Below are 17,685 nucleotides of genomic sequence, written 5' to 3' on the forward strand. Positions count from 1 at the left end.
ACACCCTTTTATTTATTAGTTAACGCATTTACGCCTGGCAATTCTTTCCCTTCCATAAATTCAAGGGATGCGCCTCCACCAGTAGAAATATGGTCCATTTGATTCGCAACATTGAATTTTTCGACAGCAGCAGCAGAATCACCACCACCGATTACTGTATAAGCTTCTGTTTCGGCCATTGCTTGGGCAACAGTTTTCGTTCCATTTGCAAACGGTTCCATTTCAAACACGCCCATTGGACCATTCCAAATGATGAGTTTAGACTGTGAAATAACCTTCGCATAGAGCGCTGCGGTTTCAGGTCCAATATCAAGACCCATCCAATCACCAGGTATTGAATTAATTGGCACTGTATCTATTTTTGAATCTACCGCAAACTTTTCCGCTACAACTGCGTCAATCGGTAAATATAATTTCACGCCTTTATCAATCGCTTTTTGAATGAAAGACTTCGCAAGTTCCACTTTATCTTCTTCTACAAGTGATTTACCTGTTTCATGTCCTTGCGCTTTTGAAAATGTATAAGAAAGTCCGCCACCAATTAATAAATTATCTACTTTATCTAATAAATGGTCTATTACGCCAATTTTATCAGCAACTTTAGCTCCACCGATAATTGCAGTAAATGGTCTTTCTGGATTTGTAAGTGCTTTCCCAAGAACATCCAACTCTTTTTCAAGTAGCAGTCCAGAAACAGCTGGAATATATTCTGCAATGCCTGCGGTTGTGGCATGAGCCCGATGAGCCGCACCAAATGCATCATTTACAAATATATCTGCAAGGTCAGCAAACTGTTTAGCCAGTTCCGAATCATTTTTCTCTTCTCCAGCATGGAATCTAACATTTTCAAGAAGTATGATATCCCCGTTTTCCATAGTTGAAATGGCCTCAACAACGCCTTCACCAATTGAATCATCAAGTTTCTTTACAGGTTTACCAATTAACTGTGCAAGTTTTTCACCAGCACTTGTTAGTCGCATGTCTTCATTCACTTCGCCTTTAGGACGTCCAAGATGGCTTGCAAGAATAACCTTTGCACCTTGTTCTGTTAAATAATTAATCGTCGGAATTGCTGCACGAACTCTTGTGTCATCTGTTATCAGCCCGTCTTCCATTGGCACATTAAAATCTACTCGACAAAATACACGTTTCCCTTCAAACTGTAAATCCTTCATCGTTTTTTTCGATACCATGAAGAATGTCCACCTCCTGATTATTTAAATAAACCTTCAAGTTTTTCATTTATATATAAAAATAAGGAACGGGAAACCCCGCTCCTTTACCCACTACCATTATAAGGGTTCGTGGTAGTGTTGGCTATACTTACAGTCCTTTTTCTTGCATATAAAGTGCTAAATCAATACATCTTGCAGAATAGGCTGTTTCATTATCATACCAAGCAATAACTTTAATCATATTATCTTCAAGTACCATCGTAGATAAACCGTCGACTGTTGATGAAGAAGTATTGCCATTATAGTCACTAGATACAAGTGGAATCTCGTTATATACGAGGAATCCTTTTAATTCATTATCAGCAGCTTCTTTGAAAGCATTATTCACTTCTTCAACTGTTACATTTTGCTTAAGTTCAGCTACGAAGTCTACAAGAGAAACGTTAGGCGTTGGCACACGAACCGCCATGCCGTCAAGTTTTCCTTTTAGTTCAGGAATAACTTTAGTTACTGCTGAAGCAGCACCAGTTGTTGTCGGAATCATTGATTCTGCAGCAGCGCGTGCACGTCTGTAATCCTCATGCGGCAAGTCCAAAATACGCTGATCGTTTGTATAAGAATGTATTGTTGTCATTAGCCCACGCTGTATGCCGAACTTATCATTAAGCACTTTAACAACAGGTGCTAGACAATTTGTTGTACAAGAAGCGTTAGAGACGATATCATCCGTTTCAGGATTATAGCTCTCATGATTCACACCCATTACAAGTGTTGTAATATCTCCTTTTGCAGGTGATGATAAAATTACTTTCTTAGCACCGGCTTGCAAATGTTTGCTCAAGCCTTCTTGGTCACGGAAAATACCTGTTGATTCGATTACGATATCAATTCCAAGTTCTCCCCATGGAAGTGCTGATGGATCTTTCTCGGCATAAACTTTAACCTTTTTATCATTAACTACAATATATTCACCTTCAGCGCTAACATCCGCGTCTAAAACACCATGTACAGAATCGTACTTAAGTAAGTGAGCAAGCATTGCTGCATCTGTTAAATCATTTACCGCTACTACTTCAATTTCTTTTGATTTCATTGCCTCACGAAATACTACGCGTCCAATACGTCCAAATCCATTAATCGCTAATTTTATAGTCATTATAATTCCTCCAGTTATTGTTTTTTATATTAAGCATTACGCAAACCACTTTTAAAATGATTGTCGTAAATAAACACATATCAATAGTTATGCCTTAATTTTCAATATTTCATTCGCTGCACCCTCATCTGTCACAAGAATCGTTTGCTTTGGCGCTGTTGCCATATAGGACAAAATCGCCTCTGCTTTACTCTTGCCACCTGCTACAGAGATAATGAAAGGGACTCGCTTTAATTGTTCCGTCTGGATGCCAATTGTTCTGATGCGATGTACTACCTTGCCCGTAAAGTCGAAGTAATACCCAAACGCCTCACCTTTTGCATTCAAACTTTTTAGTGACTGCTGCTCTTCCTCAGAAGAACCCCTAAGTGATGCCATTTTTTCAGCATTTCCAATACCATGTATTACACAGTCTACTTCATCATAAAGTTGGTTCATTTCTATTACAGAAGGTTCTTTTTTAAATGCAAGATGCGCTTCTTTACTTAAAGCTTCTGGATAGTAGAACGTTTTATACGTTCCACCACAAACGTCCGCAAATGAAGCAGCAATTACATTTGCCTGCAAACCAATATCCTCTCCAACACCACCTCTTGCTGCAATAAACCGCAAGTCTTTCTCGGTATTAAAGTTTTCAATGTATTGCGGAATGGAGGCAACAGTACTTCCACCTGTTACAGCGACTGTTTTCCCTTCACCTACAGTTGATATAAATTCGTTAGCCGCTTCTAAACCAAGTAAGGATTTCGCAGCAGCATTTGCATCAGAGTTACCTGCAACTATTTTGACTAATTGAATGCCAAGAATTTTTGCAAGTCTTTTCGCAATCGTTGTACGTCCTGACCATTTTTCCATTGTCGATTCAAGCGTTTCAAGTACATCAATACCTTCAGTTGTAATAGAAGCACCACTCCTATCAATATTGAGTAATTTTTGTGATCGTAATAAATCAATCAATGTTCTCGTTTCACGTTCAGATAAACCAGCCATTTCACCCAATGTACGCCTACCAATTGGACCTACCATTTTGACGTACTTTAGCATCCTGTACCTATCTTGTAATAAATCAAGCATTTCAGGCACAAGTTTGTTTTGTGCTGCTAATAAATGTTCCAAAGATTTCACTCCTAACCAGAAAGGACATTTAACGTCCCATCGAAACAAAGAACGTCCCACTAACAACAAAAAAATAGAACTTACTGTTATTATAGATGTAATTTATATAAATATCAAGCAATACTTTATATTTTCAGAATAAACCAACGACATCAACATAACCTATATTGCCGTATAATAACACAGTTCCATTCTTTTCAATAACAGGTATCATCAGTAAATACTCTTCATGGATCTCATCATCAGAACGGATATCAATTTCTGTCCAAGTAAATGGAAAATCTTCCTGTGCTAATTTCATCATTCGTTTGGCATCCTCGCAAAGAGTGCAACCAGGTTTCGTGTAAAAATTTACATGCAAAGCAAACACATCCACTTCTACATATTCTTAATCTCTACTAGATTATAAATGAGAAAAGGATGAAATGCACAACATACACTGCGTACCATCCTTTTCATTAGCTTCAGTTATTACCAGCTTCGACCAGCTCCGCCACCACCACCGGATCCTCCGCCGCCAAAGCCGCCAAATCCACCGCCTGAACTTCCACCACTTCCTCCTCCGAAAGAGCCGGGGAAAAAGATTGGACCACCACTATTACGTCCACCGGGACCTCCGCCTTTACCACCGCCGCCTTTTCTGGACATAAAGCTAATGATGATAATTGCGAAGATAATGACGAAGATAAAAGGAAACCCTTCATCGGACTCTTCGTAAGCACCGTAAACAGTATTCACAGGCAACTCATCACCTTCTAAACCATATTCCGCAGCGATTGCATTATAATAGGATTTATATGCCTCTATAATTGCTGAATCTGGTTGCTCATCCTGTAAAAAAGGTACTGCGACTTCATCCATAATACGACCAATTTTACCATCAGGAAGTGCACCTTCAAGTCCGTAGCCTACAGACAAATAAAAATGTCTTTTGCCACTCGAATTCTTCTCAGTCGTCACAACAAGCAAAGCACCATTATCTTCTTCCTTAGTTCCCAATTTAAATTCCCGCAACTTCTCAACAGCGTATTCTTCAACTGGTGCATCCCCGATACTCGGAATGGTTAACACGGCAAGCTCCGAAGAAGTTGCATTATATAAACGTTCTCCTAATTGTTCAATTTCAGCTTTTTGTTCAGCTGTTAATATATTTGCAGTATCCTGAACAATTGGAACACCGTCTGCAAATGCAATAGTTGTAAAAGATGTTAACACGATTAAGCATAAAGCGATTACAACGCTTGCGGCCTTTCTAATCATTCCTTGTCATCTCCAAAATCTACATTAGGTACCTCACTCGCGGCTGCATCCGCTTTAAAATATTCCTTTTCGTCAAATCCGAAAATGGAAGCAACAAGTTTTCCTGGAAAACGTTTTACTTGTTTATTAAATGAAGAAACTTCTTCATTATAGTCTTTTCTCGCAACAGCAATTCGATTTTCAGTACCCGCTAACTCATCCATTAATTGCGCGAAGTTTTGGTTCGCTTTTAAATCAGGATAATTTTCAACAACAACCAGTAGTCTCCCTATAGCGCTTTCTAATTCACCATTTGCAGCAGATTGTTCCTGTGGACCACTTGCACCTGCTAGTCTAGTGCGTGCGTCAGAAATATCACCCAGTACCTTCTCTTCATGCTTTGCAAAACCCTTAACCGTATTAACAAGGTTAGGTATTACATCTAATCTTCTTTGTAACTGCGTCTCAATTTGTGAATAGGATTGATCTACATTTTCTTCACCTGTTACGAACTTATTGTAACTCGGTACTAGTATTAGACCGAGAACGACTAATATGATGACAATTGCAGCTATTGGTCCAAGTATTTTTTTCAAACAAATCACTCCTTAAATTTATATTAATATCTTTCCCTTATTTCAATAAATAAAAACGTAGTACATATTATGTATACGCCTGACACATTAAAAAGTTTCAATGTTACACAAAAAAATATCTACACCGCTTGATTTAAAAGCGATACAGATATTTCATTCCTACTAGTACTATTTAATAACATTTCGCTTATTCACCTTAATTTCATCTCAGTTATTGATTGCCGTTTTAACTATATATCTTTTTCACTAAAATCTTCTACGTGTTGATTTCATAATGAAACTAACAATTAAAATAAAAATAATTGCACCGATAATTGCTGGAACAATATAGAAATCAGAAAACTTAGGACCCCATTGACCTATCAATTGACTGCCAATCCACGCCCCAATAATTCCTGCAATAACGTTACCAATAACTCCACCCGGTAATTCCTTTCCTAAGATAATCCCCGCGAACCACCCAACAATACCACCAACGATCAAGTTCCAAATTAGAATCAAGATGAACACCTCCCTTTCAATAGTTTTTTACGTAGGTGATCAGTAATTTATTTGTTAATAAATTAATACGTGCCGTCACCTCTAAATATGCCCTTGTTCTCAACATAAAAAGGCGCGGATTTTCTCCACACCACACACTTTGCTATATGCGAATCAATACAATTGTTCTTCAATATTTCAATCCCTTTAATATTGTTACAATTCGATTACTCAAGTTTAACGCTCCTAAAATAGGTAATAGACTAACAAGTAAGCAAAAATCAATTAAAGGGAGAGATTTTAAATGTCAAACTATACAGCAGTAGAAAATGTCGTACAAGCAAAAGAGCATGTAGAAATGTTAGAAGCGAGAGGTATTTCACGAGATGAGATTTATATTTTTGCACACTCAAAACAAAGGGATTCGGATATAACAGATGCTTTGCATACGAATGATGTCGGTATGGCAGAACAAGGATTTTTTGATAGTATGAAAAACATTTTCTCTTCACGCGGTGATGAATTGCGTAATAAAATGGAAGCAGCTGGTTTATCAGCGGAAGAAGCAGAAGATGCCGAAGCAGTGTTAGATACAGGAAAACTAGTTATTATTACGAATTAACGACTTTGCAGAATGAACAGACGTAAGCAACTCCATAATGGAAAAATTAAAACCCAAGACTTTTTACTAGTCTTGGGTTTTATAATGTATTGAATTATGAGGTATGATTCCACGGATAATTACTTGTTAAGAATGTAGCTAGATCTTTACTTTGCATTTTTCTCATTTTCCTAATTTCTGCACGTTGTGGTGCAGTTTCATGAAGCCTTTTTTCTTCATTTGTTTCCGGCACCGCTTCAGGTACTTGAATCGGTTTATTATTTTTATCAAGTGCTACAAAAGTCAAAAGTGACGTTGCAGCGATTTTACAATCTCCAGTAGATAAATCTTCCGCAATAATCTTCACGAAAATTTCCATAGAGGAAGTACCTGTCCACGTTACATACGACTCGAAACAAACTGAATCTGTGGGACGGATTGGGTGCAAGAAATCCACTGAATCCATGGAAGCTGTTACACACTCACCCCGACTATGACGCGCAGCTGAAATAGATGCAATCTGATCAATGTCACTCATTAAGCGTCCACCAAAGAGAGTATTTCGATTGTTTACATCATTAGGGAATACGCGACTCGTTCTAACAACTCTTGATTCTCGACAAAATTTGGCTTTAATACTCACTTATTAAATGCTCCCTTAGTTTCCCTAAACGGTTTTTTTTCGTGAAATATAGTACTAATGATGGCTTAAAATTGATGTTTAAAATGATATTTAGCCAATAACAAAGCAATATTATGCCTTTTTCGTTTCTATGTCAATATAAATTTATATATTAAAGTTCAAATTCAACTTTTACTATTTCAGAATAGTTGTTTTTTTACTTGATATTTCTAATTAACTTGATATAATTTGGAATGGAACTAGTGTTGAAAATGATTCTCAGTATCAATTGAATTAAATTGATAGGAAGTCTATTTTTTCACAAAGTAATTTAAAATAGTAATCATCTTTATACATAAAATGTAGAATGAGGAGAGATATGCATAATGATTAAATTTAAGAATTCATTTCTACTAGCGTCACTGTTTCTACTTTCAGCATTCCTTTTAGTTGGATGCGGAGCGAAGGAAGAGCCTGCTGAGAAAGAATCACCAGTAGCAACTGAAAATGAATCAGAACCTAGTGCGGAAGTAGAAGAGCCTGAAGTTAAAGAAGAAGAAACAGGTGGCGAAGTAAATGTTTATACTGCGCGTCACTATGATGTAGATGCAGAATTATATGCTCAGTTTAAAAAAGAAACTGGTATACAAGTTAATGTAATAGAAGCTAAAGCTCCTGAATTAATTGAACGACTAAAACGCGAAGGTGCTAACACGACAGCAGATTTATTTGTCACAGTTGATGGCGGCATCTTGAATTCTGCGAAAGAAGAAGGATTACTTCAACCTGTTGAATCGGCTATTATAGATGATCAAGTTCCTAGTGATCTACGTGATACAGATAGTAACTGGATTGGTCTTTCAACAAGAGCACGTGTAATCGCTTATGCAAAAGACCGTGTAGATCCTAGTGAACTATCAACGTATGAGGATCTTGCAACAGATAAATGGAAAGGCAAATTACTAGTTCGTTCATCAGATAGCTTATATAACCAATCTTTACTGGCTTCATTAGTTTCAATAAATGGTGAAGAGAAAGCTAAGGAATGGGCTGCTGGTATTACTAACAACTTGGCACGTGCCCCAGAAGGTGGAGATCGCGACCAAGCGAAAGCTGTTGTTGCTGGAGTCGGTGATGTAGCCATTATGAATAGTTATTATGTCGGAAGACTATCAGTTTCAGAAGAAGCTGAAGAAGTTAAAGTGTTCGAGCAAATCGGTGTATTTTTCCCTAACCAAGAAACGACTGGTACTCATGTAAACATTAGTGGTGCTGGCTTAATTAAAGATAGCAAAAACAAAGAAAATGCAATAAAGCTAATTGAATTTTTAACAGCAGTACCTGCACAAGAATTGATTTCACAAGAAAACTTTGAATTCCCCGTCAACAAAGATGCAGCACTACCAGAGGTGCTGGCTAGCTGGGGTACATTTGAAACACAAAAAATAGATTTCGCAGAATACGGTATACACAATCCAACTGCCGTTAAAATAATGAACGAAGTCGGCTGGAAATAATCAATGAAAAAAATCTCAGTCTTCCGTAAATCCGGACGAAGAATGAGTGTTTGGTACATTCTAACGCTAATTGTAGCAGCACTTGTACTGTTACCGACTGGTTATGTAATACTGGAATTAGTTAGGCCTGAAAGTGAAAACTGGGCACATGTGAAAGAATATTTACTCACAGATTATGTCATCGGCTCCCTACAACTCGTTTTCGTTGTAGGGATTTTGGCTACTACGATAGGGGTCGTTTTTGCTTGGCTAATTGCGGCATATGACTTTCCAATGCGTAAAGTTTTCAGATGGGCACTTGTACTTCCTCTGGCAGTACCACCGTATATCGCAGCATATACTTATAGCACAATGACAAGTTATACCGGATTTATACAATCCTATTTTCGCAATACATTCGACTATAAATTTGTTCCTGGTACAATTGAAGTTATGTCTACTAAAGGTGCGATTTTTATACTGACGCTGTTTTTATTTCCTTATGTATACATGATCACGCTCGGTTTTCTTGAAAAACAAAGTGCTTCCTATATAGAGAACGCAAAGTTATTAGGCGTCACTGGCTTCAAATTATTTATTAAAGTAGCCCTCCCTATTGCGCGGCCAGCTATTATTGCTGGTGGGATGTTAGTCGTATTTGAAGTATTAAGTGATTATGGGGTGTCCAGTTTTTTCGGTGTTCAAACCATTTCTACGGCAATTTTCCAGACTTGGTTCGGACTATATGATATTTCCTCAGCAATGCGCTTAGCTTCATGGCTAATCATTATTCTAATCGGATTATTTGTAATGGAACGATTTTTACGTAAACGACGAAAATACCACATTACAACATCTCAAAATAGACAATTAAAACTTAAAAAATTAAATAGAAGTAAAGGCATTTATGCATTTCTTTCATGCTCATTCCTTCTATTAATTGCTTTTATAATTCCTTTACTACAAATTATTGTTTGGACACTTATGACTTATAAATCTGTCTGGCGTCCTGAATTCATTCAGTTATTGATAAATAGTTTAACAGGTGCATTTTTCGCTTCTATGATTATTATCATCATCACTTTATTAGCAGCAAGAACGATTAATGTATTTCCTTCAACTTTTTCAAGTATACTTGCAAGAATGATGACAGCAGGATATGCAGTTCCAGGTGCAGTAATCGCCATTGGTGTGCTCGCTATTTTTATTAAAGCCGATGAAATTCTACTATCACTGAAAGAAACGTATTTCGGAGTAGAAATGAGTGGAATGGTATTAAGCTTATCGCTCGGGATGCTAATAACGGGGTATGTAATTCGTTTTATCGCACCTAGTTTTAATGCTGTGGATGCAGGATTCGAAAAAATTCCTCGGACATACCGTGAAGCATCGCAATTACTAGGAAAAAGTGCCACTCAGACATTTTTTAAGATTGAATTACCATTGCTTAGAAATGTCATTTTGATTGGATTTGTACTTGCATTTTTAGAAATCATGAAAGAATTACCCTTAACTTTATTATTAAGACCGTTTAATTTCGATACTTTAGCTACAAGGACCTATCAGTATGCCATTGATGAACGAATTTATGAAGCGGCATTACCATCTTTAATCCTAATTATTTTAAGCATACTTTCCGTTTTCATTATTTTGAAATTCGAAGAGAAGGTGAAATGATGTTCGTATTAATTGAAGACTTAACTTTCCAATTCGCAAAATTACAACGTCCAATTGTTGAAAAATTTTCAATGACTGTTGAAAAAGGTGAAATCGTCGGTATAATCGGCGCAAGTGGCAGTGGGAAAAGCACTTTACTACGATTAATTGCTGGACTTGAGGAACCAAAAGAAGGAAATATTATTATTGATGGACGCGTAATTGTTAATAATAAGACGTATATTGAGCCTGAAAAAAGAGGTATAGGTATGGTCTTTCAAGACTATGCTCTTTTCCCACATTTGACAGTTGCAGGTAATATAAGCTTCGGCTTACACAAATTATCACGCAAGGAACGTCAAAGTCGGTTAGATGAAATGTTAGAACTCGTCCAATTAAGTGATTATAAAAATCGATACCCGCATGAACTCTCTGGAGGTCAGCAACAACGTGTTGCCCTAGCACGTGCGCTAGCTGCACGCCCATCTATCCTGTTGCTAGACGAACCATTTAGTAATCTTGACACAGACTTAAAAACGACAATACGGCTTGAACTGAGAGAGATATTAGAAAAAGCAGAAATGACATGCCTTTTCGTTTCACATGACCAAGCAGATATTGATGCAATCTGCGACCGTGTTTATAGGACTTCGAATGAAATGAAAAAGGAAAAAAAAGGTAATAATTTAAAAACAAATCACGAAATGGTGCCAACAACTTCTTGATTAAGTACATCTGTTTCTAAGCAATTTATTATTGCTTGGCAACAGATGTTTTTTAATACGTTTAAGTCAATATTAAGAATAAAAAAATACCTATGCAACATTGAATTTACCATTCAATGTTACATAGGTATTGCCTTTTATTGAACTGTATAACCACCATCTAATACAACTGCCTGACCAGTTATGCCCCTAGCACTATCACTTGATAAATATAACACTAGATCAGATATTTCCTTTAAATCGATTAAACGTTTTTGTGGAACTAATGGATAAATAACTTCTTCCATTACTGATTCTAATGGAACATTTCTTTCACGTGCTAAGTCTTCCATCTGATTCCGAACTAAAGCCGTATCCGCATATCCTGGACAAATGGCATTGACTGTAATTCCATCAGTTGCTGTTTCTAAAGCTGCTACTTTTGTCAATCCAATTAAACCATGTTTAGAAGAATTATAAGCAGCTTTCCCCGCAAATCCAACAAGCCCATTAATTGATGCCATATTGAATATTCTACCAAATTGTTGTTTTTTCATATGTGGCAATACTAATTTTGTCGCTATAAATGGTGCTGTTAGCATGATTTTCACCATTAATTCAAACCGTTCAGTTGAAAAATCCTCTAGTTTCGAAACATGCTGCATACCGGCATTATTAACTAATATATCAATTCGGCCAAAACGTGATATCGTTTCATCAATGGCATTTTGAATTTCCAGTTCACTTGTAACATCACATTTAATCCCAACTACATTTTCACCTATAGCTGCCGCTGCTTCTTTTACTTTTTCTTCATCTATATCTGTAAGGACAATTATTGCTCCTGCCGAATAAAAGTCCTTAGATATTTCAAAGCCTATACCTGAGGCCGCTCCTGTAATTAATAAAACTTTATCTTTTACCAATGTAATTCCTCCCAAAGTCCAACATATTAATAAAAATATTAAATCTTATCAAATTCCAAATCCAAACGAGAATAAGATAATCGCTATAACGACCCCAATTGCTGGCACAATTACAGTAACGGCTCCCACTGCACCATATGCCGCCTTATGTGTTTCTCCTGCGATAGACTGAATTGTTGTTACTACATATCCGTTATGTGGAAGTGAATCAAGTGCACCAGATGAAATTGCTACAACACGGTGCATTGCTTCTGCATTTACGCCCATATCCAAGTAATGAGGTGCAAGTAGCGGCAACGCAATTGCTTGACCACCTGAAGCTGATCCAGTCATACCTGCAATCACTGATACTGCTATAGCAGCACCGATTAGCGGTGACCCAGGAATATTCGTCATCACCTCAACCGCATTTTGGAATGCAGGAACAGATTTCGCCACGCCACCAAATCCAACAACAGCTGCAGTATTTCCAATAGCGACCATTGCCCCCAGAGTACCTGCTGAAACAGCTGCTCCGTAGTTCTCCGAATACTTTCTGCCAACAAAATAAGTAGCTATGATTCCACCTAAAAGTGCTAGAATCAATGCAGATTGAGCTAAAGCATCATGGAAAAAGAATGAAATTGCAAGTACAATTACTAATGGAATCATTGATAAGAACGGATTTGGTAATGCACGTGTTGTATCGAAAGTCGGATCCGTCTTTCTGTCAACAAATTTTTCACCTTTGTTAACTGCTTTCGTAATCATACGTTTCAACCACCAATAACCAAATAGCGCCATGAATATAGCAACAATAATACTTACTTCCCACCCTGCATAAGGCGTTGTATTTAAAAACTCCATTGGAATCCAGTTTTGAATTTCTGGAGAACCGGCAGAAGTCATTGTAAATGTAACAGAACCAAGTGCAAGTGTTGCCGGTATAAATCTTCTAGGCAAGTTCGCTTGTTTGAATAATGAAATCGCCATAGGATACACAGAGAATGCTACTACGAATAGACTTACTCCACCGTATGTGAGAATTGCACAGGCCATAACAATGGCAAGAACGGCATATTTCATACCTAACTTATCTACAAACCATTTTGCTACCGCATCTGCTGCTCCACTATCTTCCATTACTTTTCCGAAGACAGCCCCTAGTAGGAACATTAAATACCATGACATAATAAAGCCGGTAAAGCCCGTCATATAACTCGTAACGAAATTCACTTCACCTTCCGCAGCTAGTTGTGGAAACAATGCCATACCACTTAATAATGCTACAAATAATGCCGATATTGGTCCTGCAATTAAAATATTTACACCTTTCATCGTTAAAGTAATTAGTAATGCCAAGCCCCCAATAAGTCCAATCATACCTAATACACCCATTAAAATTCCCCCTTTAAAATCTTTCTAATTTTATCCCTATTAACCTTGATCAATTTCTAAGATTCATAAAGTCTTATTCTACGTTTGAAAAGTTCAGTGATTTTCGTATTCCATTACAAAACAACCCTTTACATATTGTTTCCTCCTATCCAATCTAACTTTCAAAATAGTAATTGAAGCGCTTTCAATAATTAAAACAGAAAACAAAAAAACTTGCAAACCCACTTACAATGGGATTTACAAGCTTCTTTGTCAATACTTGTCCGAAAAATCGGAAAACTTTTAGTTTATTCTAATAAACCTACATTTCTAGATTGTCAAAGGTTCCGATATTACGGACAACATTCCTAAAAATCGGAAAATAGGTCATAACTCATATTTTTTTATTTTTTCGTAAAATGTACTCTTACTTAATCCTAAAATCTTTGCAGCTTCCCGTTTATTGGGATATTGTTGAACCGTTTCGATAATAATATCTTTCTCTACTTCTGACATTAATTCCGCAAGTGTTCTAGAGCCGCTCTTGGAAAAGGCATGTCTCTTTTTAACATGTGGCGGTAAAGCATTTTGTAAAATCGTGTTCCCAGTTGTTAAATAAACAGATGCTTGAATAACGTTTTGTAATTCACGGATATTTCCTGGCCAGTGGTACGTCTGTAATATGTCTAACGTTTCTTGCGCAAAAGCAAGTCCTCTTCTCCCTGCCTTTTCTACGACTTTATCAAACATATAACGAGTGATTTCAGGAAAATCTTCCATTCGCTCACGTAGGGGAGGAACTTGTAAAGTGATGGCTTGTATCCGGTAATATAAGTCTGTTCGAAATTGACCTAACTCAATTAATTCTGTTAGAGGTTGATTTGATGTTGCGATTACCCGTATATTAATTTTTTGAATTTGATGCGTATCCTGTGATTCAATTTCACCATCATTTAACACACGCAATAACTTCACTTGTACCGGTAAGGGCAAACTACCAATATCATCTAAAAATAAAGTCCCTTCATCTGCTAAATGAATTCTACCTTTTTTATTCGTTAACGATAACGTCCCACCGATTCCAAACAATTCTACTTCTAATAAATCTGATGGAATAGCTGCACAATTCACCATTATTAACGGCTTTTCCGAACGATCAGACAACTGATGGATACTTTGAGCGAATAACCCTTTTCCCGTTCCACTTTCACCTTCTATTAATACAGGAAGATTACTTGGTGCAATCATTTGTATTGTTTCTTTAATAGATCGTATTGCATTAGATGAACCTTTGATATCACTTAGCGGATTAGATGAATCGATGTTATCAACAGAGCCAATATGAATTTTCTTTAATGTTTGTTTAACATGTGAGCTTAAATGATGCCAATCATGAAGGTCTCTGAAAATGACGCTACCAAAAGCACCAACAATTTTACCGTCTACTTTTAACGGAACTCTATTTGCGAGCATATAAGTCCCCTTAATAAAATGAGGTGAAGCTATATGTACTTCGCCCGATTGAACTACTTCATGCATACGCGTATTTTCTATGACCTCGTTCACAGGCATTCCTATAGCTTCTTCCCTAATCACTTTTAAAAACTTACAATAATCTTCATTGATATATATAATCTTGGAATCACTATCCACAACAACAAACCATTGGAAAGCATTTTCAAGTATTTGCGCCAAAACATACTCTGGTAACTTTTTAGGTGTCGTTTCCATATCTATTATCCTCTCTAAACAAAGCTTCTTAAATATAGTTATGATCATATTAATTGATTAATTAAGATATATCTTCTCATTTACATTAGGTTTATTTTTGCATAACTGCAAGTTTTTAGTTTATAACGAATAAAGTGCCTATGTAGAATTGAATTATAAATTCAATTCTACATAGGCACTCATACACATTATTTTATTTCATCAAATCCAAAATAATCCACAAGCTTACCCATATTTTTTCTGCGCATCTGTTCTTCAAATAAATTAAATGACATATCCAGACTTATATTTTCTAAAACTTTATGATACTCCATATGCTGTACCCATTTGATATAATCATTGGCTTTAACTTCGCCATTATATTTTTCACGGTAAATCGATACTGGCGGATTTTAATTTGTAATGATTGAAAATCAAAGTTATCAGGAACAGGGCCCACTCGTTTGTCTTCATTCGTAGTATCGATTTTCTTCATTTTCCCCTAAATGATTCGGTACTAAAGAGGTTAACAAATCATAAAACCCGAATGACGACGTTAGATCGCATACCGTAATATTTATTGCATGATCTAATAACCTAATTAAAACTATGAAGTTTAGTTAATATTACGCTCCATTATTCTACTTAGGCTGTTTCTCCAGTTTTCTTGGATTGCTTTTATTAACTTTAACTTATCTTTATTTTTTAAAGCTTCAATAATTTCATTATGCTCATCAATAGATTTTTCACCATTTCCAGCTAGACCAAAATAATGAATCTCCATACGCTGTACTTTTATCTTCAAATTTGTAAGTAAATTATTAAGCTCAATGTTATTAGACATATTTACTATTTTCCCATGAAAATAGTTATCAAGTTGGAAAGCAGCCACCTTATCGCCTTCCTTAAGCTTGTTTATAAAGCTATCATTGAGTTCTTCAATTTCTTGAATAACTTCTTTTGAAATATTAGGAAAACCTTGCTCAATAGCGAGACATTCTAGTGTTTCAACAATCGGATATATATTTTCAGCTTCTTTGAAATAAACAGGTGTAACTGAAGTAGAGCTATTTGCCTTTGTAACTACTAGACCATCTAGTTCTAATCGTAAAAGCGCTTCTCGAATAGGTGTACGACTAATCCCCAGTAATTCGGAAAGCTCTTGATCTTTAAGTAGTGACCCTGGCTCCAGTTTCCCAATAATAATCCAATTCTGTAGAATGTCATAGGCCTCATCTCTCATAAATGTTCGTTTTATTTTCACGGTATTACCAATAGCCATTCAATCCAATCCTCCTATTCATCTCTTTAAATGTATGAAGATAAAGCAGATAAACATTATTTTGCTTAAACTAACACAACTTGACATGGAATATCCACTGGGTAAGTCTCGCTTACTAATAAAGCTATCCTACCCCATGTTTTAATAACTTAATTTTATTATAATCGTCATTAGTTGAGATTTCGTTTTAGTTCATTTCACCTTATATTTTTCCAACCTATATTTAGTATATCCCATCGTGTGTACCTTACGTTAGATTCAATTTCCTAAGACTACTTTTAATTATTTGAAGTAGAGCAATATCCATCCCAAATAATCTTTTCATAGCCTTCAGGGTCCGTATTACCTTCAGTATTAAATAGAAGAATAATTGAATCTTTGTTAATTTGCAATGCATCTCTCATTGATTTTCCTTCATTACTGACTAACATTGAAATCAATCCAACACCAATTGATGATCCAGATTCACCTGATATAATCCTTTCGTCATCTCCTAAAGGACTTGAAAGAACACGCATCCCTCTTGCCGAAACATAATCAGGTAAGGTAACATAAGCATTTGTAATTTTATTTAGTGTTTCCCATGCCTCTGTATTCGCCTCTCCCACTGATAGTCCCGCCATGATTGTTTCTAAGTTCCCATTAACTTTAGTATAACTGCCTTGTTGTATTGATTTAAAATAACATGCTGCATTTTCTGGCTCTAAAATAGTCGTATGGGGTTTCTGATCCATGTATGCATCTGCAAAATAACTCACTATTCCAAAAGCAAATGTACCTGCTCCCGCTTGTATCATAATATGAGTTGGCGCATTAGTATTGTCATCAAGCATCTGTTCTTTTGCTTCATGTGCAATTAACATATACCCTTGCGAAATCCAGTTTGGTATTTTAGTATAATTCCCCCAAGCTTGATCTTGCACATGATACCAATTATTTTCTTCTGCTACGACTTCCACTTTTCTCAATGTATCATCATAATTTGAATCAGTTACATGCACTGTTCCGCCAAGCGATTCAATGGTCTTCACACGTGAAGAAACTGTGTTCATAGGCATATAGATGACACATTTACATCCTAGTTTATTTGCCATCCAAGCAATACCTTTTCCATGGTTACCATCAGTAGCTGATATAAAGACCATATCTTTTATTTTTTCATGAACATCTTTCGACAATAAATAATCGAAATCTATGTCATTAATATCTACTTCTAATTTCTCACAAATTAACAATGAAATACCGTACAAACCTCCTATCATTTTAAATGAATTGAGTCCCATACGTTTAGATTCATCTTTTACATAGATCTTTTTCACTTCAAGTTTTTTTGCAAGCGAATCTAATGAAACTAAGGGAGTTGGTTTGTAGTCTTCAATTGTACCGAAAAATCTACTTACCTGTTTTGCTTTTTCTACTGTTAAGAAATCATTTTTTTCAAATTCACCAGGTATTCCATCTATCATTTTGCAACCATTAAATTCAATTTTGTTCATTATTAATATCCCCTTACTCTATTATATTTGAAAATACAAACAATCCACGTATGAATTGTTTGTATTTTATCCTT

The 17,685-nt window shown here is 36.2% G+C and carries 18 protein-coding genes; 4 read left to right on the top strand and 14 right to left on the bottom strand.

Annotation, left to right across the window (positions count from 1 at the left end; all coding sequences use genetic code 11):
• Positions 1-8: 8 nt before the first annotated feature.
• From AC3RV6_RS14295 to AC3RV6_RS14325, 7 genes are all read right to left on the bottom strand, one after another.
• On the bottom strand, positions 9-1,193 hold the full coding sequence (locus AC3RV6_RS14295) for a phosphoglycerate kinase (protein ID WP_489746668.1): 1,185 nt from the start codon (positions 1,191-1,193) through the stop codon (positions 9-11).
• A 130-nt stretch (positions 1,194-1,323) separates the two neighbouring features.
• Positions 1,324-2,331, bottom strand: coding sequence for a type I glyceraldehyde-3-phosphate dehydrogenase (gap, locus tag AC3RV6_RS14300; RefSeq protein WP_489746669.1), 1,008 nt, complete (start codon positions 2,329-2,331; stop codon positions 1,324-1,326).
• A gap of 87 nt (positions 2,332-2,418) precedes the next feature.
• A complete protein-coding gene (locus AC3RV6_RS14305; RefSeq protein ID WP_489746670.1) occupies positions 2,419-3,447 on the bottom strand; it encodes a sugar-binding transcriptional regulator in 1,029 nt (342 codons plus the stop codon).
• A 133-nt stretch (positions 3,448-3,580) separates the two neighbouring features.
• Positions 3,581-3,823 (bottom strand): glutaredoxin family protein, encoded by a 243-nt coding sequence (locus tag AC3RV6_RS14310; RefSeq protein ID WP_489746671.1) that lies wholly within the window; start codon positions 3,821-3,823, stop codon positions 3,581-3,583.
• Positions 3,824-3,918: 95 nt separating this feature from the next.
• Entirely contained in the window at positions 3,919-4,707 is a 789-nt protein-coding gene (locus AC3RV6_RS14315) for a TPM domain-containing protein (protein ID WP_489746672.1), read from the bottom strand.
• Entirely contained in the window at positions 4,704-5,282 is a 579-nt protein-coding gene (locus AC3RV6_RS14320) for a LemA family protein (protein WP_489746673.1), read from the bottom strand. Before AC3RV6_RS14320 ends, AC3RV6_RS14315 begins: the two co-directional genes overlap by 4 nt.
• 246 nt (positions 5,283-5,528) lie before the next feature.
• Complete coding sequence (locus AC3RV6_RS14325) at positions 5,529-5,786, bottom strand: GlsB/YeaQ/YmgE family stress response membrane protein (protein ID WP_489749272.1); 258 nt, start codon at positions 5,784-5,786, stop codon at positions 5,529-5,531.
• 280 nt (positions 5,787-6,066) lie between these two features.
• On the opposite strand from AC3RV6_RS14325, the gene AC3RV6_RS14330 reads away from it, so the two are divergent.
• Positions 6,067-6,384 (top strand): YflT domain-containing protein, encoded by a 318-nt coding sequence (locus AC3RV6_RS14330; RefSeq protein ID WP_489746674.1) that lies wholly within the window; start codon positions 6,067-6,069, stop codon positions 6,382-6,384.
• A gap of 94 nt (positions 6,385-6,478) precedes the next feature.
• Here the strand turns inward: AC3RV6_RS14330 and AC3RV6_RS14335 are convergent, their stop codons facing one another.
• Complete coding sequence (locus AC3RV6_RS14335; RefSeq protein ID WP_489749273.1) at positions 6,479-7,000, bottom strand: acyl-CoA thioesterase; 522 nt, start codon at positions 6,998-7,000, stop codon at positions 6,479-6,481.
• 371 nt (positions 7,001-7,371) lie between these two features.
• Here AC3RV6_RS14335 and AC3RV6_RS14340 point away from each other — a divergent pair, with 371 nt between their 5' ends.
• The 3 genes from AC3RV6_RS14340 to AC3RV6_RS14350 are packed head-to-tail and all read left to right on the top strand — an operon-like array spanning position 7,372 to position 10,862.
• Complete coding sequence (locus tag AC3RV6_RS14340; RefSeq protein ID WP_489746675.1) at positions 7,372-8,502, top strand: Fe(3+) ABC transporter substrate-binding protein; 1,131 nt, start codon at positions 7,372-7,374, stop codon at positions 8,500-8,502.
• A gap of 3 nt (positions 8,503-8,505) precedes the next feature.
• The gene (locus AC3RV6_RS14345) at positions 8,506-10,158 is read left to right on the top strand and encodes an ABC transporter permease (protein ID WP_489746676.1); all 1,653 of its coding nucleotides are present in this window, start codon (positions 8,506-8,508) and stop codon (positions 10,156-10,158) included.
• Complete coding sequence (locus AC3RV6_RS14350) at positions 10,155-10,862, top strand: ABC transporter ATP-binding protein (protein ID WP_489746677.1); 708 nt, start codon at positions 10,155-10,157, stop codon at positions 10,860-10,862. Before AC3RV6_RS14345 ends, AC3RV6_RS14350 begins: the two co-directional genes overlap by 4 nt.
• Before the next feature lie 137 nt (positions 10,863-10,999).
• On the opposite strand, the gene AC3RV6_RS14355 is transcribed toward AC3RV6_RS14350, so the two are convergent.
• The 6 genes from AC3RV6_RS14355 to AC3RV6_RS14380 form a co-directional block, all read right to left on the bottom strand.
• A complete protein-coding gene (locus AC3RV6_RS14355) occupies positions 11,000-11,767 on the bottom strand; it encodes a 3-hydroxybutyrate dehydrogenase (RefSeq protein ID WP_489746678.1) in 768 nt (255 codons plus the stop codon).
• A 48-nt stretch (positions 11,768-11,815) separates the two neighbouring features.
• Positions 11,816-13,144, bottom strand: a complete 1,329-nt coding sequence (locus AC3RV6_RS14360; protein ID WP_489746679.1) for a GntP family permease — start codon at positions 13,142-13,144, stop codon at positions 11,816-11,818.
• Between the two features lie 366 nt (positions 13,145-13,510).
• A complete protein-coding gene (locus AC3RV6_RS14365; RefSeq protein ID WP_489746680.1) occupies positions 13,511-14,854 on the bottom strand; it encodes a sigma-54 interaction domain-containing protein in 1,344 nt (447 codons plus the stop codon).
• Between the two features lie 188 nt (positions 14,855-15,042).
• Positions 15,043-15,168, bottom strand: a complete 126-nt coding sequence (locus AC3RV6_RS14370; RefSeq protein ID WP_489746681.1) for a hypothetical protein — start codon at positions 15,166-15,168, stop codon at positions 15,043-15,045.
• 281 nt (positions 15,169-15,449) lie between these two features.
• The gene (locus AC3RV6_RS14375) at positions 15,450-16,115 is read right to left on the bottom strand and encodes a GntR family transcriptional regulator (RefSeq protein ID WP_489746682.1); all 666 of its coding nucleotides are present in this window, start codon (positions 16,113-16,115) and stop codon (positions 15,450-15,452) included.
• A gap of 278 nt (positions 16,116-16,393) precedes the next feature.
• Entirely contained in the window at positions 16,394-17,611 is a 1,218-nt protein-coding gene (locus tag AC3RV6_RS14380) for a diaminopropionate ammonia-lyase (protein WP_489746683.1), read from the bottom strand.
• Between the last annotated feature and the right edge of the window lie 74 nt (positions 17,612-17,685).

This window comes from Sporosarcina sp. So3-204 (genome assembly GCF_058068165.1).

Coding starts and splice junctions, on each gene's coding strand:
- AC3RV6_RS14295 (WP_489746668.1), bottom strand. CDS start 1,193: ATGGTATCGAAAAAAACGATGAAGGATTTACAGTTTGAAGGGAAACGT.
- gap (WP_489746669.1), bottom strand. CDS start 2,331: ATGACTATAAAATTAGCGATTAATGGATTTGGACGTATTGGACGCGTA.
- AC3RV6_RS14315 (WP_489746672.1), bottom strand. CDS start 4,707: ATGATTAGAAAGGCCGCAAGCGTTGTAATCGCTTTATGCTTAATCGTG.
- AC3RV6_RS14330 (WP_489746674.1), top strand. CDS start 6,067: ATGTCAAACTATACAGCAGTAGAAAATGTCGTACAAGCAAAAGAGCAT.
- AC3RV6_RS14340 (WP_489746675.1), top strand. CDS start 7,372: ATGATTAAATTTAAGAATTCATTTCTACTAGCGTCACTGTTTCTACTT.
- AC3RV6_RS14345 (WP_489746676.1), top strand. CDS start 8,506: ATGAAAAAAATCTCAGTCTTCCGTAAATCCGGACGAAGAATGAGTGTT.
- AC3RV6_RS14350 (WP_489746677.1), top strand. CDS start 10,155: ATGATGTTCGTATTAATTGAAGACTTAACTTTCCAATTCGCAAAATTA.
- AC3RV6_RS14360 (WP_489746679.1), bottom strand. CDS start 13,144: ATGGGTGTATTAGGTATGATTGGACTTATTGGGGGCTTGGCATTACTA.
- AC3RV6_RS14365 (WP_489746680.1), bottom strand. CDS start 14,854: ATGGAAACGACACCTAAAAAGTTACCAGAGTATGTTTTGGCGCAAATA.
- AC3RV6_RS14370 (WP_489746681.1), bottom strand. CDS start 15,168: ATGGAGTATCATAAAGTTTTAGAAAATATAAGTCTGGATATGTCATTT.
- AC3RV6_RS14375 (WP_489746682.1), bottom strand. CDS start 16,115: ATGGCTATTGGTAATACCGTGAAAATAAAACGAACATTTATGAGAGAT.
- AC3RV6_RS14380 (WP_489746683.1), bottom strand. CDS start 17,611: ATGAACAAAATTGAATTTAATGGTTGCAAAATGATAGATGGAATACCT.